Genomic DNA, 18,974 nt, shown 5'->3' on the forward strand with positions numbered 1-18,974 from the left:
ACGCGGTAAGTAAGGAAAAGGAACGAAGCATGGCACAGACCGGTACGGTCAAATTCTTCAACAGTGAAAAAGGCTTTGGCTTTATCAAGCCGGATGACGGCGCAGCGGATATTTTCGTTCATATCTCCGCAGTTCAGGCGTCCGGTCTCACAGGTCTCGCAGACAATCAGAAGGTCTCCTTCGATACCGAGCCTGACCGTCGTGGCAAGGGCCCAAAGGCCGTTAACATTTCGGTCACTGAATAATTCTGGCAGTTGAAACTGCCCAAGATCCCCGGCGTTGCCGGGGGTTTTGATTTCTGAACCAACTTGCGGCAAGGCTCAGCCCTTTCTGCCGCAGAGCGGAAGCATTTGCAAAATCTGCAGCTGTGATGCGACTACTTCACGCCATGCTCCCGCCTTGGATTCGCTGATATTCAATGTATTTATTGCGCCTCGACCGGCTGCGGAACGATTCCCGTGGGTCCCGTTCAGCTTGCATTCATGCGGGAATGGATAAAACAGGCATCACGGCTGGCGCCCCACCTCAAGTCCAGCCCAACACTACACGGCGAGGCAACAAACGCTTCACCAAGGATGCTTCAAAGGAGGCACTTATGAACAAAGGCACCAAGATTGCCATTCTTGCAACCGCCGCTCTGGCAACGGTCATGGTACCTCTTACTTCGGCATCCGCCGACGGTTGGCGCGGTGATCGCTATTATCGCCATCGTTATCACAATAATAACAGCGACGCATGGGCGGCCGGCGCAGTCGGCCTTGCGGCTGGCGCCCTACTTGGCACCGCACTTGCCCAACCCCGTGAACCGGAAGTGATTTATCGCGATTATGACGATGGATACTATCGCCGCCCGGTTCAGGTTTACCGCGAGGCGCCCCGCTACTACGGTGGTGCGCAGCCTTGGTCGCGCGAATGGTACCGTTATTGCTCTGATCGCTACCGCTCATTCAATCCGGAAACCGGCACGTTCCGTGGATATGACGGGCGTGACTATTTTTGCAATGCCAATTGATTGAACAACATAAACCGCCGGTAACCCGGCGGTTTTTTTATTCCGGTGTTAGGAACGGGTTGGTGCGACGTTCTTCGCCGAAACGCCCCCCGGGACCGTGGCCACAAATGAATCCAATATCATCCCCGAGCGGTAAAAGCTTCGTCTTTATGGAGTTGATCAGCGTGGCATGATCTCCCCCCGGCAGATCTGTTCGCCCGACAGATCCATTGAACAAGACATCCCCCACATGGGCGAATTTTGCGGCCCGATTGAAATAGACAACGTGTCCCGGTGCATGCCCCGGACAATGCAGCACTTCAAAGATATGCGATCCGAACGATACCTGATCACCGTCGTTCAACCACCGATCCGGCGCGCAATTGCGTACCTTGCCGGTGATGCCATACTGCATGGCCTTCGCCTCGATACTATCCAACAGAAAGCGGTCGGCCTCATGCGGTCCAATGATTTCGACGTCAAGTGCGTCTTTCATATCCATGGCGCCGGCCGCGTGGTCGATATGGCCATGCGTAATCCAGATTGCTTCGATGACAATGCCATTTGACTTGATGGCGTTCAGAACCTGATCATTATCACCACCGGGATCGATGAGAACTCCATGCTTGTCATCGCTGTCAAAGAGGATTGTGCAATTCTGCTGAAAGGCCGTGACGGGAATAATACCGGCCTGCAATTGTCCCATGTTACGCTCGTCCTAATTGCTTCAGATTTGTTCAACCTACGTTAGTGCAAGGGACACCCAAATGAAAAGGGCGGCCACAGGACCGCCCTCTGAAAATTGCTTTCCTCTGAGTCTCAGGTCTTGGCCATGGAATTCTTGATCGCGCCGACGATGGCCGTGAGGATGAGGCCACCTACACCGCCGCCAGCAACCTGGCCAATGATCGAGCCAAGGTCCAGCCCGGATGATGCAGCAGCGTTCGCTACCATCTCGGCACCACCAGCGCCGAGGAATTGCGTCAGATATCCGCCTATAAGTCCGCCAATACCGCCGGCAACAGTATTGCCCGTCGTGCCAAGGCTCAGATTCTTGAGAAGACCGCCGACAATATTACCGCCGACACCACCTGAGATAAGCTGGATAATAATAGGAAGAAGCGCTTCCATGATTGACACCCCGTCAACGTTTCGAGCCAGACTCATGCCTGACAAACGTCATGATGACTAAGTTTTAAGCAATGTCAAACAGCTTGATACCTCTATTGTGAGGTATCAAACACTATTTTTGATTCAACTTTCGGCTATTCGGCCGCTGCTTTCTTTGGCATTACTTCTGCAGCATAATCATTCATCAGATTGATGGCGATTTCACCGACTGTGAAGCGATGGGGTCCTATCTCGGAAACCGGTGTAACTTCGGCAGCCGTACCGGTCAGGAAGCATTGTTCGAAACTATCCAGTTCTTCCGGCATGATCGCACGCTCGACAACTTCATAGCCACGGCGCTTAGCCAGATCAATCACTGTCCGTCGTGTAATGCCGTCAAGGAAGCAATCGGGCGTCGGCGTGTGAATGACCCCGTCCTTGACGAAGAACACATTTGCACCCGTTGCTTCAGCGACCTGTCCTCGCCAATCGAGCATCAGTGCATCTGCATAGCCCTTGGCTTCAGCCGCATGCTTGGAGATCGTGCAAATCATATAGAGACCAGCTGCTTTTGATTTGGACGGTGCTGTTCTTGGATCGGGGCGGCGATATTCTGCAAGATCGAGCCGAATTCCCTTAAGCTTTTGCGCCGGATCGAAATAACTTGGCCATTGCCATATGGCGATCGCGACGTTGATTTTGTTGGCCTGGGCCGAAACACCCATCGATTCACTGCCCCGCCAGGCGATCGGACGAACGTAAGCATTCTGAAACCCCTGCTTGGCCAGAAGCTTGCGACACGCGTCATTCAATTCTTCAACGGTAAAAGGAATTTTGAATCCCAGGATCTTCGCCGATTCATGCAGTCGTTCCGTGTGCTCATTGAGCTTGAATATCTCGCCACCATAGGCTCGTTCGCCTTCAAAAACTGAGCTTGCATAATGCAAGCCATGGGTCAGCACATGAACCTTAGCATCCGCCCAGCGAACGAATTCGCCGTTCATCCAGATGTAACCTTCAAGCTGATCAAATGGATCGGATGCCATGTTTTCCTCCAGGCGTTTGATTCCTGATAATTTGCGGGTTTTTAGGATTGCGCCAACTGGTCCCGGTTGCCAATTGGTGTACCATCGCCCACGGCACCAATAGGCGTTTCAATAAGGAAAATGTCCTAGAAACACGTATTGGCTTTTCGTTTAATTCAAAAATGTGGCCAACAGCTTGCCAAAAATTATCAGCAGTCTAAAATTAAGTCAACAAGACTGACATAATTTTCACCAAGAGCGGGAATCCTGCATGAAATCTTATACACCTAATCGGCATATCGAGACAGCCCTGACGAAAAATGATGCCAGTGAATTGGACATCATCGAGCTGTTCTTCTTCGCCTATCGCGACTTCACAGCCGATCCAGATCTCATTTTGGAGAAGCTGACCTTCGGTCGTGCCCATCATCGAGTTCTTTACTTTATCAACCGCAAACCCGGCATGACTGTCGCGGAGTTGCTCGATGTTTTGCAGATTACGAAGCAAAGCCTGGCACGGGTGCTTAAGCAGTTGATCGATACGGGTCACGTTGTCCAGATTCCCGGCCCCCGTGATCGGCGGCAACGGGAACTTTACCCGACACTGAAAGGCCGGGAATTGGCGCTCGAACTCGCGGCACCGCAATCACGCCGCATTACAAGTGCATTGGAGCAAATTGGTCTTTCCGATCGAACGGTAATAGAGCACTTCCTCAAGGCGATGGTGAACCCGGGACAGTGGCAACAGATCGACAGTCTGCCAAAGGCAGGGTAGAAACGCACTGGAACCTGCGGGGAGCAGACGGCACCAAGGCCATAGAAGAAAAGGAACAAAATTGGTGAGCGACGAAACTACGCTTTCAGACGATGCACCCCACCTGCTGATTGTCGACGATGACACCCGAATTCGAAATCTACTGTCTCAATACCTAACGGGCAGCGGCTTTCGCATTACGGTGGCCGCCAACGCGGATGAGGCCCGGCGTAAGCTGGCCGGGATTGATTACGATCTTCTGATCCTGGACGTTATGATGCCGGGCGAGAGCGGTGTTGCGCTAACGCAGTCGCTGCGCCAGGAGAAAAACGTCCCTATCCTCATGCTGACGGCCTTGTCGGAGACTGATAGCCGCATTGCGGGCCTGGAAGCTGGCGCCGATGATTATTTGCCCAAACCCTTCGACCCGCGTGAGTTGATCCTGCGCATCAACAATATCCTGCGCCGTGGCGCCCCTGCGGCGCAGGCCAAGATCGAGCAGATTGTCTTCGGGCCCTACACGTTCGTCATTGCCAAGCGCGAACTCAAACGGTCAGGGGAAATGATCCGCCTGACGGATCGTGAACAGGACATCATGGCGATCTTCGCGGCACGGGCTGGTGAAACCGTACCCCGCCATGAGCTGACCGGACAAGAGGGCGACGTGGGTGAACGAACTATTGACGTCCAGATCAACCGGCTCCGGCGCAAGATCGAAAACGACCCCGCCAACCCGGTTTGGTTGCAGACGGTGCGCGGCGTCGGCTATAAATTGAGCGTGGAGTAGCCACCCTCTCTCAATGTACTCAATGCGTAAGCGGACACTGACGAAATGGCACCGACCGACACCGCAAAACGCGCATTGGCAGTCAGAAAGCGCCACTGGCGGCGTAAGCGAAGCACCCTTCTTGGTCCATGGCGGAAGTTCACACGATGGCTTGCGCACTGGATGCCTAAGAGGCTTTACGCCCGATCATTGATCATCATCATCGCGCCAATGGTGCTTCTTCAATCCGTCATTGCTTTTGTCTTCATGGAGCGACATTGGCAAACGGTTACGCAGCGGCTGTCGACCGCTGTGGTACGCGATATCGCTGGCATCATTGACTTGATGGATGCCTTTCCACAGGATCAGGGCTATGAAAATCTGATCCGGATTTCCAGAGAGAGATTGGCGCTCAACATTTCGATCCTTCCGGCAGATCCCCTGCCCGCACCGGGACCGAAACCATTCTTTTCCATTCTCGATGGTATCCTGAGCGAAGAGATCACCAAACAGATCAACCGCCCCTTCTGGATCGACACGATTGGTGATTCCGACTTGGTTGAAATCCGCATCCAACTTGAAGACAGGGTGTTGCGTGTGTTCGCCCGCCGCAGTCAGGCCTATGCATCCAACACGTTGATTTTCCTCGTCTGGATGGCCGGATCGGCACTGGTCCTTTTGGCCATCGCGATCCTTTTCCTGCGAAACCAGATAAAGCCGATCCAGCAACTGGCAACCGCCGCTGACAGTTTCGGCAAAGGCCGGGCGCCGCCACCGGACTTCAAGCCTCGCGGAGCCGAAGAAGTTCGCAGAGCGGGCGCCGCTTTCATCGTCATGCGAGAGCGCATCGAGCGGCAGATTGAACAGCGCACGACCATGCTGAGCGGTGTCAGTCACGATTTGCGCACCATCCTCACACGCTTCAAACTCCAGCTCGCCCTCGTCGGCAACAAGGTCGATACCGAGGCGATGGAGCAGGACATTGAGGATATGCAGTCGATGCTGGAAGGCTATCTCGCCTTCGCCCGCAGTGAAGCCGAAGAAGAAACGGGCACGTTTAATCTGGAGCGGTTCTTTGCGAAGCTCAAAGAGGAAGGTGCACTTCTGGAACGTGGGTTTATATCAAGCATTCGGGGGGAACCAGAGATCCATGTCCGGCCCAACGCCTTTTCGCGCCTCATATCCAATCTCGTATCGAATTCCTTTCGCTACGCGAAAAACGTCTCCGTCGCTGCCGAACACCGGGAGGGCTGGCTGACAATCACCATCGATGATGATGGACCGGGCATACCCAAAGAAATGCGCGATGAGGTGTTCAAGCCATTTTTCCGATTGGACGAAGCCCGCAACCAAGACGCGGGCGGAACGGGACTTGGACTCGCAATTGCACTCGATATCGCTCGTAGCCATGGCGGCGATATCACACTGGATGAAAGCCCGACCGGCGGTCTGCGGGCCGTTGTAAGAATTCCGGCTTGAACTCGGTACCGTAGCCAGGTCTAGAACAACTTCCCGCCATTTGGCACGGGTTTACTGATGGCTGCCAGGACGACCGCCCCCTCATCATCCGGAAATCCAAGTGTCAGGACCTCTGACATGAATGGCCCGATCTGGCGCGGTGCGAAGTTCACGACAGCCATGACCTGGCGACCTTTCAACTCTTCCAGAGCGTAGTGCTTGGTGATTTGTGCAGATGATTTCTTGATGCCGATTTCCGGTCCAAAGTCGATTTTCAGTTTGAAGGCAGGCTTTCGCGCTTCAGGAAAAGTCTCGGCTTCGACGATAGTGCCGACACGGATATCCACTTTCTCGAAATCATCGAAACTGATGGCCATTGTCAAAACCGCTGATTGGATCCTGTCACTTCGGCTGGGTCAGGCTGAACCTACCGTTTCAAAAAGTATGCTGTCCAATGATTCCCGGGCGCTCGAGCCTGACCAGACAACGAACTGAAATGCCTGGAAGTAAGTCTCGCAGGCATCGAGGGCACTGGAGAGCAACACTTCAACCTGCTTGCTCGTCGGTTCGGCTCCACCTGATAGCAGTAGCGACTGGCGATACATGACTGCCCCCTCCTGCCGCCAAAGGTCGAAATGCCCCATCAGAAGCTGTTCGTTGATCAGGGAGAGCAAGCGCATGACTTCGTTGACCCGCGGTTCGCTGACGGCGATATCGAAGGCACATGCCAAATGCAGTGCCTCGAAATCCTCCATCCATGAAAACGAGATCTGGTAGTCGGTCCAGTTTCCCTCGACAGTGATGGCAATCTCATCTTCCCCGGTGCGCTCAAAGGCCCATTCATTTGTATGGGCCACATGCTCGATCACATCGACCGGATGCAAATCACGCGCAATTTCTATTTCCAGAAGGCTCATCGCCACTACCTGCTAAATCGAATCTCATATGACGCTGCGGGAGCACAGCGCACCCACCCGAAGAACACCAAACACTTGAAAACCCACCGGGAGGAAGAACGCACCAACCGGATCGTGGTTACAAAACCCTGTAAACCACGGCACGACCCTTGAAACGAATCATGCTGTAATTTCAGTGTATTGATGCTGAGTCCGAGCGCCAGCCCCCTTTTTATGGAATGGCGAGAATGGATGTGGACAGACGCTGCCAAAAAGATTCACGACCTGCCTTTAACTGACTCTAAGACAACGATTTTCGGCAGTTTCCACCTGTTGATAATTCTTAAGATTTATGTTGGGGAAAATGAAATTTGGCTTCGATAAGCGGACGAATACCCGAGAGAAACTGTCGGCAGGAGTGAGGGTCCCGATCACCGAGCATCCGAAATGCAAAAACCCACCGACTCGCCACTGCCGATGGGTCCGCATCATCCGATGACTATTGAGATCATTCCTTCTTGGTGCGACCAGCAGCCGGGCCAGACTTCGCAGGTTTGCCTGCCTCATCCTTTTGGCCGACAAGCGCCTCCAGGGCCTCGATCCGAGCCAGCAGCGCCGTGTTTTCCGCTCGCGCCCGGATTGCCATTTCCCGCACGGCTTCAAAATCTTCACGCTGCACAACGTCCATGGTGTTCAGCAATCGTTCTGCCTGGCCGCGGAACGCAGTTTCGACTTCGCGGCGCACTCCCTGCGCTGCTCCTGCAGCATCGGTCACGAGCTTTGCCAGTTCATCAAGAACGCGATTCGATGATCCGTTGGTCATGGCGAATACCTCCTGTGCTGCACCGTGCGCTTCTTGGCGCACAGAGGACGCAGTAGCACCTTAATTGGCGCAGTTTCACAATCAAATAATCGCCGCACGAGGCGAATGCAAGCAAGTTGGACATTGGACCGGTCGCGCACAAATGTTACCGGAGACGCAACTTGACGCTCTGCGTGCCCTCGCGCATGGTCCCGCCAACATTCGATCCTAATCTGGAGTGTCTTTGTGAGCGAATTCCTTCTTCCGACCTTTGCTGCGATCGCGTTTCCGGATATCGATCCCGTTATTTTTTCTATTGGCCCGCTCTCGGTCCATTGGTATGGTTTGGGCTATGTTGCCGGTATTCTTTTTGCCTGGTGGTACGCCAAGAAACTGATAAGCAAGCCCCGGCTGTGGGCGAACAATACTCCCCCTATGAAACCTGCTGATCTCGACGATTTCGTGCTATGGGCAGCCCTTGGAGTCGTCCTTGGCGGACGCATTGGCTACATTCTGTTTTACGACTTCGCCCGTTATATCGCCCATCCCCTCGATATTTTCAAAGTGTGGGAAGGCGGCATGTCATTCCATGGCGGTTTCCTTGGCACCGCCCTGGCCATGATCCTCTTCGCGAGGTCGCATAGGATCAACGTATACAGCATGTTTGATACCATCGCAGCGGGTGCGCCGGTCGGCCTTGGTCTTGTCCGGGTGGCCAATTTCATTAACAGCGAGCTTTGGGGACGACCAACCGATGTTCCGTGGGGTATGATCTTTCCAACAGGCGGCCCCTTTGTACGCCACCCCAGCCAGCTTTATGAGGCCGCTCTTGAAGGTATCGTTCTTTTCACAGTCCTGGCGATTCTGATCTTTTTCGGCCGCAAGTTGAAAAGTCCGCGCTTTATCAGTGGAGCCTTTGTCACGCTCTATGGCCTTTCACGAATCTTCGTCGAATTTTTCCGCGAACCGGACTCGCAGCTCGGCTATCTTTATGGCGACTGGCTGACAATGGGGATGGTTCTTTCGATTCCCATGGTGCTTTTGGGACTTGGCTTCGTGATGTCAGCTCGTAACCCTGAGGTCGCCACAGGACGATGAACCTGAAGCAACGCATAATACGCCAGATCGAGACAACAGGCCCTATCAGCGTTGCTGAGTATATGGCGATGTGCCTCTTCGACCGCGATGCTGGCTATTACACGACGCGCGAACCCTTCGGCAAGGACGGCGATTTCGTCACTGCCCCCGAAGTCAGCCAGATGTTTGGAGAACTCGTTGGCGTGTGGTGCGTCAACGCATGGCAGGCGCTCGGCGCTCCAGATCGATTCATTCTTTGCGAAATGGGTCCTGGACGCGGCACGCTCATGAAAGACCTCATCCGTGCGACGAGCAAGCTTGCTCCGGGTTTCATCGCCGCCGCCAAAATCCATATGGTGGAGATCAGCGAGCGGCTGACGGAAATTCAACAGACAACGCTTGACGTGCACAGGCATGCGATAGAATGGAACAAGCAGTTTTCTGATATTGGATCTGGCCCACTCGTTTTCGTCGCAAATGAACTTTTCGACGCCATCCCAACGCGGCAATATGTGAAGATAAACAACGGCTTTGTCGAACGCATGCTTGCATTCGACACAGAGAAGAACCTTGTTTTTGTCGGCGGGTCTGGTCCGATCGACCAAACACTGCTCCCGCCAGCCAGCGATATCGCCCCTCAAGGCAGCATCTTCGAAATATCACCTGCTCGCAGCGCTCTGATGCAGGAGATCGCGGGACGTATCCATGAAAACAGGGGTGCAGCCCTCCTTTTCGACTACGGCCACCTGCAGCAGGGTTTTGGCGATACGCTGCAAGCATTGAGCAGACATACTTCCGTTGACGTGCTGCACATTCCCGGCTCTGCTGATCTAACAACCCATGTTGACTTCTACAGCCTCGCCCAAGCTGCTCGCGCAGAAGGCTGCAAGACCAGCGCAACGACGCAGGGCGAATTTCTGGTTGCGATGGGTTTGCTGGATCGCGCCGGAGCACTCGGTCAGGACAAGTCAGGCGCCATACAAGATCAGATCCATGCCGATGTGGAACGGCTTGCCGGACCTGATCAGATGGGTACGCTGTTCAAGGCACTCTGTGTGACCGACCCCGCCACCCACATCTTTCCCTTCGAAGCGAAATGAATTTCAGGCGATTGACTTCAATCGATTGCTCAACCACCATCCGCAGCCTTGAAAGGCATCCGGTATGATCAATTCCAACAAACCAGTACCATTGCGTTCCTCCCTGTTGGGTTCCCCCGAAACGAATCAGATCGCACACGGCTTCTTCACGCGCCAAGGCGGCGTATCGAACGGAATCTATCGTGGATTGAACGTCGGTAGCGGTTCGAACGACAATCAGGATCATGTCAAGGAGAACCGCCGCCGCGTGGCGGAATCACTTGGCGTACCGCTATCGCACCTTGTTACCGTTCATCAGGTGCACTCGCCTGATGTGGTCACTGTCACGGCCCCGTTTGTCGGCGGGAGACCTGACGCCGACGCCATGGTAACGGCAACACCAGGCATTGTGATTGGTGCCCTATCCGCTGATTGCGGTCCGATTCTGTTTGCTGACAATGAGGCAAAAGTTGTTGGAGCCGCCCATGCCGGATGGAAAGGTGCCATTGGTGGTGTGCTTGAAAACACAATTGAAGCAATGATAGCCCTTGGTGCACGGCGAGATCGCATCCACGCGGCCCTTGGTCCGACAATCGGTCCCGACAACTACGAAGTAGGCGGTGAATTTTACGATCAATTCGTCGGCGCCGATCCTGCCTACAAGAGATTCTTCCGCGACTCGGTCAAGGATGGCCACAAGATGTTCGATTTATGGGCATTCATAATCACACGGCTCAACCAGGCCGGAGTGAATGCCTCATCACTTGAACAATGCACCTATGCCGATGAGGATCAGTTTTTCTCCTATCGTCGGACGACCCACCGCAAGGAACCGGACTACGGCCGCCAGATCTCGGCGATCACCATCATGGAGTAACAGTATGGCCCTTCATTTCGAACCGGAAGAATTTGCCGCGCGCCGCGACCGCCTGCTGATTGTGATGGCCGAACAGAAGCTGGATGCAGTTCTTCTGTTTGCACAGGAGAGCATGTACTGGCTGACAGGCTACGATACTTTCGGTTTCTGTTTCTTCCAGTGTCTCGTCGTCAAGGCCGATGGCAGCAATGTTCTGATGACTCGCTCCGCCGACCTGCGGCAAGCGCGTCAGACGTCGAACATCGAGAATATCATCGTCTGGGCCGATCGTGATAACGCCAATCCTGCGGCAGACTTGCGCGAGCTTTTGAACGACCTCGATTTGCTTGGCTGTCGTATCGGCATTGAGTACCAGACTCACGGGTTAACCGCTGCCAACGGCCGGAAGCTGGACGAACAACTCACGGCGTTCGGTCAGCTCGTTGATATTTCTGGCGTCGTTGACAGATTGCGCGTTCTGAAGAGCCCTGCGGAGATCATTTATTGCCGGAAGGCCGCGGAGTTGAGTGACGAAGCGTTCAGTGCAGGTTTGAAGCTGATCAAGGCGGGTGCCGACGAAGGCGCTGTTCTTGCCGCCATGCAGTCCGCGATCTTTGCTGGCGGCGGCGATTACCCCGCCAACGAATTCATCATTGGGTCCGGAGAAGATGCCCTTCTCTGCCGCTACAAGTCTGGCCGTCGCAAGTTGACCAAGAACGATCAATTGACGCTCGAATGGGCGGGCGTCTATCGACACTATCACGCCCCCATGATGCGCACCGTCTTGACTGGAAAGGCATCGAGACGTCATCAGGAGCTCCACGAGGCAGCACATGAGGCGCTTCACGAGGTTGAAGCGGCGATGACACCGGCATCTACATTCGGCGATGTGTTCGAAGCTCACTCCAAGGTGATGGAAGCCCATGATTTGACCCGCCACCGTCTCAATGCGTGCGGATATTCCGTCGGGGCACGTTTTACACCGTCTTGGATGGATATGCCGATGTTTTACGCCGGCAACCCTGAACGGATACAGCCCGATATGACGCTGTTTGCCCATATGATCATCATGGATTCTGACACCGGCACTGCCATGACTTTGGGTCGCACCTACCTCACAACGAACGGCGAAGCAGAGCCGCTTTCCCGCCAACCTCTTGACTTGATCGTAAAATAAAACTTTTGTCTGCTTTTCTTAAGCGGGCTAACAGGTGGCTCATGACGGGGTTTGACTGAAGATGAAGTCGCGTAACTCATTGACATGTGCAGTCGCATTGTTGACGGCGCTGGCGCTATCGGCGTGCAACAGCTCGGAAGCCCCGATGGGCGTCGCCAAATCTGATCTACAGAGTAGTCAGGCTGGCACCCCAGCGACTCCCGGCACAGCCACAACCCCTGGAACACCATCCACGGCAACGGGGGCGCCGGCAGTTGCTGCGCCAGGCAGCCCGACCACGGCTCAGACAGACGGTGGCACCGCGTCCGGAACGAACCAGGCAACTACACCAACCGCACCCGGCACGCCACGCACGGCAAAGTTGCGGTTCGCACCTATTGTTGGAGCACCCATTGCGGCCGCAACGCCACTGTCGCAGCGGCTGTCCACACTCGCCAAGGAAAAGGGCATCACACTCGGCACGGCCGCCGATACGGACAACACCCACATCATGAAGGGATACTTTTCCGCCCTGCCCGACGGCAATCAGACAACGATCATTTATGTCTGGGATGTGCTCGATCCCGCGGGCACACGACTTCATCGTATTCAAGGCCAGGAAAAGGTACCTGGCGGCGGTACAGATCCATGGCGCGCCGTTCCGCCCAAGGTCATGGAAGGGATCGCAGATAAGGCGATACAAGGCTACTTGGTATGGGTATCAGGCGCCAAGACGTGACATATTTACGCGTTTTATGCGATATTGCGGTTGAAATGTGCATGAATCTTGCTTGCCCGCTTGCAATGTGCGTCAAGGGCAGTAAAAGGCCCGCCATATCCTTTACTTAACTGACGCTCTGAAAAAGACGTGAGGAAAATACGGCATGAAACTCTTCGCGGGCAATTCCAATCGTGTTCTTGCCGAATCGGTCGCCAAATATCTCAACATCCCGCTCGGAAAGGCCAGTGTTCGGCGATTTGCTGACCAGGAGATCTTTGTCGAGATTCAGGAGAATGTCCGCGGCGAAGACGTCTTTGTGATGCAGTCGACGTCATTTCCGGCAAATGATCATTTGATGGAACTGCTCATCATGATCGATGCGTTCCGCAGGTCTTCAGCAAAACGCATCACGGCCGTCCTTCCCTATTTCGGCTATGCCCGCCAAGACCGCAAACCCGGTCCCCGCACGCCGATCTCTGCAAAACTCGTCGCCAACCTGATCACGGAAGCCGGTGCAAATCGCGTCCTGACTCTCGACCTGCACGCGGGCCAAATTCAGGGGTTCTTCGACATCCCTACCGACAACCTTTATGCAGTTCCCGTCATCGCTCGTGATGTCCGTGCGCACTATGGAACGTCGAATGTCATGGTCGTTTCGCCTGACGTCGGCGGTGTCGTGCGCGCCCGGTCATTGGCAAAGCGAATCGATGCCCAGCTCGCCATCGTCGACAAGCGTCGCGATCGTCCGGGCGAGTCGGAAGTTATGAACGTCATCGGTGATGTTCGTGGCAAGGACTGCCTGCTGTTCGACGACATCGTCGATTCCGGCGGCACACTATGCAACGCGGCCGAGGCGCTTCTCGCGAAGGGCGCTACGAGCGTGACTGCCTATATCACGCACGGGGTTCTCTCCGGTGGTGCTGTCACACGCATCACCAGCTCCAAGCTGAAGGAGCTCGTAATCACTGACTCCATCCAGCCGACGCCTGCAATCGAAGCTGCGCACAATATCCGCGTGCTGTCGATTTCCGACCTGATTGGTGAAGCAGTTTCACGCACCGCATCAGAAGAGTCCGTCTCCAGTCTGTTCGACTAATAATGTGCGGCCATGTGCCGAGCACTGCCGGTACTTGGTCAAGCAACTTGCACAACAGCAGTCTTTCCGTTATAGAGCCGCCATCCGCGTAGACACCCTTGGAGGCAACGCGGAATGGGGCGGTCGCATTGGGCCGCTTCATGTTTTTTGGACAGCCACCCATTGGCAGCAAAGAACACTCCAGATTTGAACCTCGAAAGGAAATGCCATGAGCGAAGCATACGAGCTCAAGGCCGAGGCGCGCGAACGGGTCGGTAAGGGGTCCGCCCGGGAAATTCGCCGCAACGGTAAAGTGCCAGCAGTCATCTATGGTGACAAGCAGGCGCCAATCTCGATTACCCTCGATTACAAGACGCTGTACTACAAGATTCACGGCGGCGGTTTCAAGACGACGATTGCCAACATCCTCCTGGACGGCAAGTCGATTCAGGTCCTGCCAAAGGACTTCCAGCTTGATCCGATCAGCGACAAGCCAGTACACGTCGACTTTCTGCGCGTATCGGCCAAGTCGGTCGTCAACGTGCATGTGCCAATCCATTTCCACAATGAAGACGCATCGCCAGGCATCAAGCGCGGCGGCGTTCTCAACATCGTTCGTCACGATGTTGAGCTTCATGCGCCAGCAAATGCCATTCCGGATGCGATCGACGTTGATCTGACCGGATTGCAGATCGGTGACTCGATCCACATTTCCGCCGTTACCCTGCCAAAGGGCGTAACGACGGTCATTCAGGATCGCGATTTCACGATCGCCACCATTGCGGGCCACGCTGCTGAAGTCGCAGAAACCACTGAAGCTGTTGCGGAAACCACTGAAACCGAAGAAACAGAAGGCGAGTAATCGTCTCTCTGACTATTGGGAGCTAGGCGCGTGCTGCTTATCGCAGGTCTTGGCAATCCAGGCTCCCAATATGCTGCAAACCGGCACAATATCGGTTTTATGGCGGCGGATGAGATACACCGCCGCCATGATTTTTCTCCCTGGACCAAGAAGTTCCAGGCGCTCGTCGCCGATGGCATGATTGACGGCGAAAAGACTATCCTGATCAAACCTCAGACCTTCATGAACCTGTCAGGCCAAGCCGTTGGCGAAGCGATGCGCTTCTACAAACTCGACTTGAGTGACCTTGTCGTCATCTATGACGAACTGGACCTGCCTTCAGGCAAGGTGCGTGTGAAGACGGGTGGTGGCTCAGGCGGTCATAATGGCATCAAGTCTATTGACGCCCATTGTGGCAAGGACTACCGGCGCGTTCGCCTCGGCATTGGCCATCCCGGCATCAAGGAAATGGTTTCGAACCACGTACTTGGTAATTTTGCCAAAGCAGATCATGAGTGGTTAGAGCCACTCCTCGAAGCGATTGCAGCCAATGCCGGGCTGCTCCACAAAAAAGACGATGCCGGTTTTATGAACCGCGTTGCATTGGCTGTTGGCAAGGAAGCACGCGGAACCGCGGAAAAGGTGGTTGCAAAACCGGCTGCTCAAAGCCATATCCGCCAGGCTCGCATACAAAAGCCAACCGTCGCCGTACCAAAATCCGGCCCCATGGCCGACATGCTGAACAAACTATTCGGCAAGAAAGAATAAGGATCGCTCATTATGGGTTTCAAATGCGGCATTGTTGGCTTGCCAAATGTTGGTAAATCAACGCTCTTCAACGCGCTGACCAAGACGGCCGCCGCCCAGGCCGCAAACTACCCCTTCTGCACCATCGAGCCGAACACCGGCGAAGTGGCAGTACCTGATTCCCGTCTGCAGGCGATTGCCAAAATCGGCAAATCGGCAAACATCGTGCCAACCCGCATCAGCTTTGTCGATATCGCCGGCCTCGTGCGCGGTGCCTCGAAGGGGGAAGGTCTTGGCAATCAGTTTCTCGCCAATATTCGCGAAGTTGATGCGGTAGTACACGTGCTCCGCTGTTTCGAGGACGACGATATCACCCACGTTGAAGGCCGTATCGATCCTGTCTCCGACGCCGAAACCGTCGAAACCGAGTTGATGCTATCCGATCTCGAAAGCCTTGAGCGCCGCATTGTACAGTTCCGCAAGCGCGCCAGCAGCAAGGACAAGGAAGCTCTTACCGTATTGCCCGTTATGGAACAGGCTCTCGCTCTATTGCAGGACGGCAAGCCGGTTCGGTTCATGCTGAACGGCATTGCCGCCGAAGATCTTCTGATCCTCCAGAGCCTCAATCTCTTGACGTCCAAACCGGTGCTTTATGTCTGCAATGTTGCCGAGAGCGATGCGGCAACCGGCAATGAATATACCGAGGAAGTCGAAGAGATGGCGACCAAGCAGGGCGCCGAAACTGTGACCATCTCCGCTGCTATCGAAGCGGAAGTGGCACAGTTGCCGGACGAGGAAGCCAAGGAATATCTGGAAGCCATGAACCTCGACGAGCCGGGTCTCGACCGGTTGATCCGCGCCGGCTACAAGCTGCTCCACCTGATTACCTATTTCACCGTTGGTCCTAAGGAAGCTCGCGCCTGGACCGTCGAGCGTGGTTCCAAGGCGCCGCAAGCCGCCGGTGTCATCCACACGGATTTCGAGCGGGGCTTCATCCGCGCTCAGACGATTGCCTATAGTGACTATGTCACACTTGGCGGCGAAGTACCTGCCAAGGAAGCCGGAAAGGCCCGCGACGAAGGCAAGGAATACGTCGTGCAGGATGGCGACATCATGCTTTTCAGATTCAATACGTAACACTCTGGCTGAACATGAGCTCACACCTTCCCCGCTATGCCTATGAGGACTTTACTGTCGGCAGCGAGTGGTCGCTGGGGTCCAAACTTGTAACTGCCGAGGAGATCATCGATTTCGCCGGCCAGTTCGATGCACAGCCATTCCATCTTGACGAGGCCGCTGGCAAATCAAGCATACTCGGCGGTCTCGCGGCGTCGGGTTGGCACACGGTTTCCATGTTCATGCGCATGTTCTGCGATGCTTATTTGCTAGACTCCACATCACAAGGAGCCCCTGGTGTCGATTACGTCAGATGGAAGCGTCCCGTCCTTGCCGGTGATACCCTGACTGGTAAGACGACTATCCTGGACCAGCGGACGTCGCGGTCGAAACCATCGCTCGGCTTCATCAAAATGCATCATGACGTCTTCAATCAAGATGGCCTGTTGGTTTGCGAATTGGAGCACACTGCCATGTTTTCGCTACGGGAGCCGGTGGAGTCATGAGCGGCGGGATCGAACAGTATATTGGTATCGAGCAGGATCTCGGCACGCACACATTCTCAGCCGAAGAGATTATCGCCTTCGCCACGAAGTATGATCCACAGCGCTTTCATGTTGACCCTGAAGCAGCAAGAAAGAGCAACTTCGGCGCGCTATGCGCCTCTGGTTGGCATACGACCGCCGTCTGGATGCGCCTGAATGTCGACGATACAAAATCTCAAGTCCAGAAGGCAATCGCGCGAGGCGAGAAGCCCCCGCAATTTGGACCGTCACCTGGCTTCGAAAATCTGAAATGGCTAAAGCCGGTCTATGCGGGGGACACGATCCGCTTCACGCGTACACTCAAACGCATTCGCGCACTTCAATCGCGCCAAGGCTGGTCCATGATGCAAATGTCGTCGGCCGCTTACAATCAGAATGGCGATAAAGTTCTGGAGTTCGACAGCGCTGCCCTGATCGCCTTGCCCGACTAGCTAGTGGCCCTCATAGGCAATCAGCGTACGCACATTGACGCCGAGCGCTTCCAGCTTCTTTCTGCCGCCAAGGTCCGGCAAATCGATCATGAAGCAGGCGCTGACAATGTCCGCGCCCATCTGGTGCAGCAGCTTCACTGCGGCCTCTGCCGTCCCGCCAGTGGCAATCAGGTCGTCGACTAGAATGACCTTGTCACCGGGCGCAATCGCATCACGGTGCATCTCCATCTCGTCCACACCATACTCCAGACTGTAAGCAACACGAACGGTATCGTGCGGCAGCTTGCCCTTCTTGCGTATTGGCACAAACCCGGATGAAAGCTGGTGTGCCATGGCGCCGCCGATGATAAAGCCGCGCGCCTCGATGCCAGCGACCTTGTCCACTTTGCCACCCGCGAAAGGGTGAACCAGTTCGTCTACAGCACGACGAAACGCACGCGCGTTGCCAAGGAGAGTCGTGATATCGCGGAACATCACGCCCGGTTTGGGATAATCGGGAATATTGCGAATGGCATCGATCAACGTCTGCTTCAGGGTGGATTCCATCTCGTCGCTCCTTCGTGCCGGATGCCGGGTCACGCAATCTAGCGTCCCTGCAGCGCAAAAGAAAAGGGCGCCCGGCGCCCCTCTCAAATTTCAGAATCTTTCTGGAGATCAATGCTCGACGTCAGCCCAAATCCGGCGCTTGGCTATGTATACCAAACCAGCGAAAACGATAAGGAAGATCATTACACGGAACCCGGTCTTCTTGCGGTCTTCCAGATGCGGCTCGGCAGCCCACATAAGGAAGGCCGAAATGTCCTTCGAGTACTGGTCCAGAGTCTGGGGAGAACCATCATCATAGGTCACTTGGCCATCCTGCAATGGCTGCGCCATCGCAAGTGACTTCGCGGCAATAAAATACGGGTTGTAGTGCGTTCCCTCAGGAATCTGCATGCCTTCCGGGGGCGTCTGGCCGAAACCGGTCAACAGCGCATGGATGTAATCCGGGCCGCCTTCCTGGTACTGCGTGAAGATATCGGCAACGAAAAGCGGGAAGCCGCGCTCTACCGCACGCGCCTTGGCTATCAGCGAAAAGTCCGGTGGCACAGCTCCGCCGTTGGCGGCCGCCGCAGCCTGCGCGTTTGGATAGGGTGATGGGAAATGATCGGCAGGAATGGCCTTGCGGTTGACAATTTCGCCATCCGCATTGGGCGCATCCGGCACTTCATATTCTGCGGCAAATGCCTTCACCTGCGCTTCCGTGTAACCAAGCTCTTCAAGCGAGCGAAAGGCAACCAGACTCATGGAATGGCAGGCCGAGCACACCTCTTTGTATATTTTGAGGCCGCGCTGCAGCTGCTGCTTGTCGTAGTGGCCGAAAGGACCTGCAAAGGTCCAGTCCAGTTCAGCTGGTTTCTCGATCGGGAAGTGCGTTGGCTCAGCAGCATTATGGCCTGCCTCTTCAGCGGCATAAGCGCCGCCGAGTGCCAACATTGTTCCAAGACCGGCGGCTGCGAGACCGAGGAGGATTTTTTTCATGGGGAAG

At 55.0% G+C, this 18,974-nt stretch carries 24 protein-coding genes; 16 read left to right on the top strand and 8 right to left on the bottom strand.

The genetic code is table 11. The annotated features are described in order from the left end of the window. Positions 1 to 29: 29 nt before the first annotated feature. Together CU102_RS07355 and CU102_RS07360 are read left to right on the top strand one after the other, a co-directional pair. Positions 30 to 245, top strand: coding sequence for a cold-shock protein (locus CU102_RS07355; protein ID WP_099998216.1), 216 nt, complete (start codon positions 30 to 32; stop codon positions 243 to 245). A gap of 350 nt (positions 246 to 595) precedes the next feature. Then, on the top strand, positions 596 to 1,012 hold the full coding sequence (locus CU102_RS07360; protein ID WP_106710516.1) for a BA14K family protein: 417 nt from the start codon (positions 596 to 598) through the stop codon (positions 1,010 to 1,012). Positions 1,013 to 1,049: 37 nt separating this feature from the next. Here CU102_RS07360 and CU102_RS07365 read toward each other — a convergent pair whose 3' ends face one another. The 3 genes from CU102_RS07365 to CU102_RS07375 form a co-directional block, all read right to left on the bottom strand. Next, a complete protein-coding gene (locus tag CU102_RS07365; protein ID WP_106710442.1) occupies positions 1,050 to 1,697 on the bottom strand; it encodes an MBL fold metallo-hydrolase in 648 nt (215 codons plus the stop codon). 113 nt (positions 1,698 to 1,810) lie between these two features. Then, positions 1,811 to 2,122 carry a hypothetical protein gene (locus CU102_RS07370; RefSeq protein ID WP_106710444.1) on the bottom strand — a complete coding sequence of 104 codons (312 nt, stop codon included), beginning with the start codon at positions 2,120 to 2,122 and terminating at the stop codon, positions 1,811 to 1,813. Positions 2,123 to 2,256: 134 nt separating this feature from the next. After that, complete coding sequence (locus CU102_RS07375; RefSeq protein ID WP_106710446.1) at positions 2,257 to 3,147, bottom strand: branched-chain amino acid aminotransferase; 891 nt, start codon at positions 3,145 to 3,147, stop codon at positions 2,257 to 2,259. 250 nt (positions 3,148 to 3,397) lie between these two features. Between CU102_RS07375 and CU102_RS07380 the strand changes: the two genes are divergently transcribed. The 3 genes from CU102_RS07380 (at position 3,398) to CU102_RS07390 (ending at position 6,125) form a co-directional block, all read left to right on the top strand. Next, positions 3,398 to 3,901 carry a MarR family winged helix-turn-helix transcriptional regulator gene (locus tag CU102_RS07380; protein ID WP_106710448.1) on the top strand — a complete coding sequence of 168 codons (504 nt, stop codon included), beginning with the start codon at positions 3,398 to 3,400 and terminating at the stop codon, positions 3,899 to 3,901. A 61-nt stretch (positions 3,902 to 3,962) separates the two neighbouring features. Then, positions 3,963 to 4,667 carry a response regulator gene (locus CU102_RS07385; protein ID WP_106710450.1) on the top strand — a complete coding sequence of 235 codons (705 nt, stop codon included), beginning with the start codon at positions 3,963 to 3,965 and terminating at the stop codon, positions 4,665 to 4,667. 162 nt (positions 4,668 to 4,829) lie between these two features. Beyond that, positions 4,830 to 6,125, top strand: coding sequence for a sensor histidine kinase (locus CU102_RS07390; protein ID WP_106710517.1), 1,296 nt, complete (start codon positions 4,830 to 4,832; stop codon positions 6,123 to 6,125). 20 nt (positions 6,126 to 6,145) lie between these two features. Here the strand turns inward: CU102_RS07390 and CU102_RS07395 are convergent, their stop codons facing one another. The 3 genes from CU102_RS07395 to CU102_RS07410 all read right to left on the bottom strand — a co-directional run bounded on the left by CU102_RS07395 (position 6,146) and on the right by CU102_RS07410 (position 7,823). After that, positions 6,146 to 6,481: a tRNA-binding protein gene (locus CU102_RS07395; RefSeq protein ID WP_106710452.1), complete on the bottom strand. Its 336-nt coding sequence runs from the start codon at positions 6,479 to 6,481 to the stop codon at positions 6,146 to 6,148. A gap of 39 nt (positions 6,482 to 6,520) precedes the next feature. Then, a complete protein-coding gene (locus tag CU102_RS07400) occupies positions 6,521 to 7,021 on the bottom strand; it encodes a type III secretion system chaperone family protein (protein WP_106710454.1) in 501 nt (166 codons plus the stop codon). A 487-nt stretch (positions 7,022 to 7,508) separates the two neighbouring features. Next, complete coding sequence (locus tag CU102_RS07410) at positions 7,509 to 7,823, bottom strand: accessory factor UbiK family protein (protein WP_106710518.1); 315 nt, start codon at positions 7,821 to 7,823, stop codon at positions 7,509 to 7,511. Positions 7,824 to 8,048: 225 nt separating this feature from the next. On the opposite strand from CU102_RS07410, the gene lgt reads away from it, so the two are divergent. From lgt to CU102_RS07465, 11 genes are all read left to right on the top strand, one after another. Next, on the top strand, positions 8,049 to 8,900 hold the full coding sequence (lgt, locus tag CU102_RS07415; RefSeq protein ID WP_106710456.1) for a prolipoprotein diacylglyceryl transferase: 852 nt from the start codon (positions 8,049 to 8,051) through the stop codon (positions 8,898 to 8,900). Beyond that, positions 8,897 to 9,979 carry a class I SAM-dependent methyltransferase gene (locus CU102_RS07420; RefSeq protein WP_106710458.1) on the top strand — a complete coding sequence of 361 codons (1,083 nt, stop codon included), beginning with the start codon at positions 8,897 to 8,899 and terminating at the stop codon, positions 9,977 to 9,979. The genes lgt and CU102_RS07420 overlap by 4 nt, the downstream gene beginning before the upstream one ends. Before the next feature lie 64 nt (positions 9,980 to 10,043). After that, positions 10,044 to 10,835, top strand: a complete 792-nt coding sequence (pgeF, locus tag CU102_RS07425; RefSeq protein ID WP_106710460.1) for a peptidoglycan editing factor PgeF — start codon at positions 10,044 to 10,046, stop codon at positions 10,833 to 10,835. 4 nt (positions 10,836 to 10,839) lie between these two features. Then, positions 10,840 to 11,991: a M24 family metallopeptidase gene (locus CU102_RS07430; RefSeq protein ID WP_106710462.1), complete on the top strand. Its 1,152-nt coding sequence runs from the start codon at positions 10,840 to 10,842 to the stop codon at positions 11,989 to 11,991. 145 nt (positions 11,992 to 12,136) lie between these two features. After that, complete coding sequence (locus CU102_RS07435) at positions 12,137 to 12,709, top strand: hypothetical protein (RefSeq protein ID WP_245425262.1); 573 nt, start codon at positions 12,137 to 12,139, stop codon at positions 12,707 to 12,709. Between the two features lie 145 nt (positions 12,710 to 12,854). After that, positions 12,855 to 13,787, top strand: a complete 933-nt coding sequence (locus CU102_RS07440; RefSeq protein WP_106710464.1) for a ribose-phosphate pyrophosphokinase — start codon at positions 12,855 to 12,857, stop codon at positions 13,785 to 13,787. Between the two features lie 208 nt (positions 13,788 to 13,995). After that, a complete protein-coding gene (locus tag CU102_RS07445) occupies positions 13,996 to 14,628 on the top strand; it encodes a 50S ribosomal protein L25/general stress protein Ctc (protein WP_106710466.1) in 633 nt (210 codons plus the stop codon). A gap of 30 nt (positions 14,629 to 14,658) precedes the next feature. After that, positions 14,659 to 15,375, top strand: a complete 717-nt coding sequence (gene pth / locus CU102_RS07450) for an aminoacyl-tRNA hydrolase (RefSeq protein ID WP_106710467.1) — start codon at positions 14,659 to 14,661, stop codon at positions 15,373 to 15,375. A gap of 12 nt (positions 15,376 to 15,387) precedes the next feature. Beyond that, complete coding sequence (gene ychF, locus CU102_RS07455) at positions 15,388 to 16,491, top strand: redox-regulated ATPase YchF (RefSeq protein WP_106710469.1); 1,104 nt, start codon at positions 15,388 to 15,390, stop codon at positions 16,489 to 16,491. A gap of 14 nt (positions 16,492 to 16,505) precedes the next feature. Continuing rightward, entirely contained in the window at positions 16,506 to 16,976 is a 471-nt protein-coding gene (locus tag CU102_RS07460) for a MaoC family dehydratase (RefSeq protein WP_106710470.1), read from the top strand. Then, positions 16,973 to 17,446 (top strand): MaoC family dehydratase, encoded by a 474-nt coding sequence (locus tag CU102_RS07465; RefSeq protein WP_106710472.1) that lies wholly within the window; start codon positions 16,973 to 16,975, stop codon positions 17,444 to 17,446. The genes CU102_RS07460 and CU102_RS07465 overlap by 4 nt, the downstream gene beginning before the upstream one ends. Here the strand turns inward: CU102_RS07465 and CU102_RS07470 are convergent, their stop codons facing one another. Further along, positions 17,447 to 17,992 carry an adenine phosphoribosyltransferase gene (locus tag CU102_RS07470; RefSeq protein WP_106710473.1) on the bottom strand — a complete coding sequence of 182 codons (546 nt, stop codon included), beginning with the start codon at positions 17,990 to 17,992 and terminating at the stop codon, positions 17,447 to 17,449. Between the two features lie 108 nt (positions 17,993 to 18,100). After that, on the bottom strand, positions 18,101 to 18,967 hold the full coding sequence (locus CU102_RS07475; protein ID WP_106710475.1) for a cytochrome c1: 867 nt from the start codon (positions 18,965 to 18,967) through the stop codon (positions 18,101 to 18,103). Between the last annotated feature and the right edge of the window lie 7 nt (positions 18,968 to 18,974).

Origin of the sequence: Phyllobacterium brassicacearum (assembly GCF_003010955.1) — a bacterium.
Lineage (GTDB): Bacteria > Pseudomonadota > Alphaproteobacteria > Rhizobiales > Rhizobiaceae > Phyllobacterium > Phyllobacterium brassicacearum.

Excerpts from the sequence above, each read along its gene's own strand:
- CU102_RS07370 (WP_106710444.1), bottom strand. The coding sequence starts at position 2,122 with ATGGAAGCGCTTCTTCCTATTATTATCCAGCTTATCTCAGGTGGTGTC.
- CU102_RS07465 (WP_106710472.1), top strand. The coding sequence starts at position 16,973 with ATGAGCGGCGGGATCGAACAGTATATTGGTATCGAGCAGGATCTCGGC.
- CU102_RS07375 (WP_106710446.1), bottom strand. The coding sequence starts at position 3,147 with ATGGCATCCGATCCATTTGATCAGCTTGAAGGTTACATCTGGATGAAC.
- ychF (WP_106710469.1), top strand. The coding sequence starts at position 15,388 with ATGGGTTTCAAATGCGGCATTGTTGGCTTGCCAAATGTTGGTAAATCA.
- pgeF (WP_106710460.1), top strand. The coding sequence starts at position 10,044 with ATGATCAATTCCAACAAACCAGTACCATTGCGTTCCTCCCTGTTGGGT.
- CU102_RS07435 (WP_245425262.1), top strand. The coding sequence starts at position 12,137 with ATGGGCGTCGCCAAATCTGATCTACAGAGTAGTCAGGCTGGCACCCCA.
- CU102_RS07365 (WP_106710442.1), bottom strand. The coding sequence starts at position 1,697 with ATGGGACAATTGCAGGCCGGTATTATTCCCGTCACGGCCTTTCAGCAG.
- CU102_RS07420 (WP_106710458.1), top strand. The coding sequence starts at position 8,897 with ATGAACCTGAAGCAACGCATAATACGCCAGATCGAGACAACAGGCCCT.
- CU102_RS07395 (WP_106710452.1), bottom strand. The coding sequence starts at position 6,481 with ATGGCCATCAGTTTCGATGATTTCGAGAAAGTGGATATCCGTGTCGGC.
- CU102_RS07470 (WP_106710473.1), bottom strand. The coding sequence starts at position 17,992 with ATGGAATCCACCCTGAAGCAGACGTTGATCGATGCCATTCGCAATATT.
- CU102_RS07440 (WP_106710464.1), top strand. The coding sequence starts at position 12,855 with ATGAAACTCTTCGCGGGCAATTCCAATCGTGTTCTTGCCGAATCGGTC.
- CU102_RS07430 (WP_106710462.1), top strand. The coding sequence starts at position 10,840 with ATGGCCCTTCATTTCGAACCGGAAGAATTTGCCGCGCGCCGCGACCGC.
- CU102_RS07390 (WP_106710517.1), top strand. The coding sequence starts at position 4,830 with ATGCCTAAGAGGCTTTACGCCCGATCATTGATCATCATCATCGCGCCA.
- CU102_RS07410 (WP_106710518.1), bottom strand. The coding sequence starts at position 7,823 with ATGACCAACGGATCATCGAATCGCGTTCTTGATGAACTGGCAAAGCTC.
- CU102_RS07475 (WP_106710475.1), bottom strand. The coding sequence starts at position 18,967 with ATGAAAAAAATCCTCCTCGGTCTCGCAGCCGCCGGTCTTGGAACAATG.
- CU102_RS07460 (WP_106710470.1), top strand. The coding sequence starts at position 16,506 with ATGAGCTCACACCTTCCCCGCTATGCCTATGAGGACTTTACTGTCGGC.
- CU102_RS07400 (WP_106710454.1), bottom strand. The coding sequence starts at position 7,021 with ATGAGCCTTCTGGAAATAGAAATTGCGCGTGATTTGCATCCGGTCGAT.
- CU102_RS07355 (WP_099998216.1), top strand. The coding sequence starts at position 30 with ATGGCACAGACCGGTACGGTCAAATTCTTCAACAGTGAAAAAGGCTTT.
- CU102_RS07380 (WP_106710448.1), top strand. The coding sequence starts at position 3,398 with ATGAAATCTTATACACCTAATCGGCATATCGAGACAGCCCTGACGAAA.
- CU102_RS07360 (WP_106710516.1), top strand. The coding sequence starts at position 596 with ATGAACAAAGGCACCAAGATTGCCATTCTTGCAACCGCCGCTCTGGCA.
- CU102_RS07445 (WP_106710466.1), top strand. The coding sequence starts at position 13,996 with ATGAGCGAAGCATACGAGCTCAAGGCCGAGGCGCGCGAACGGGTCGGT.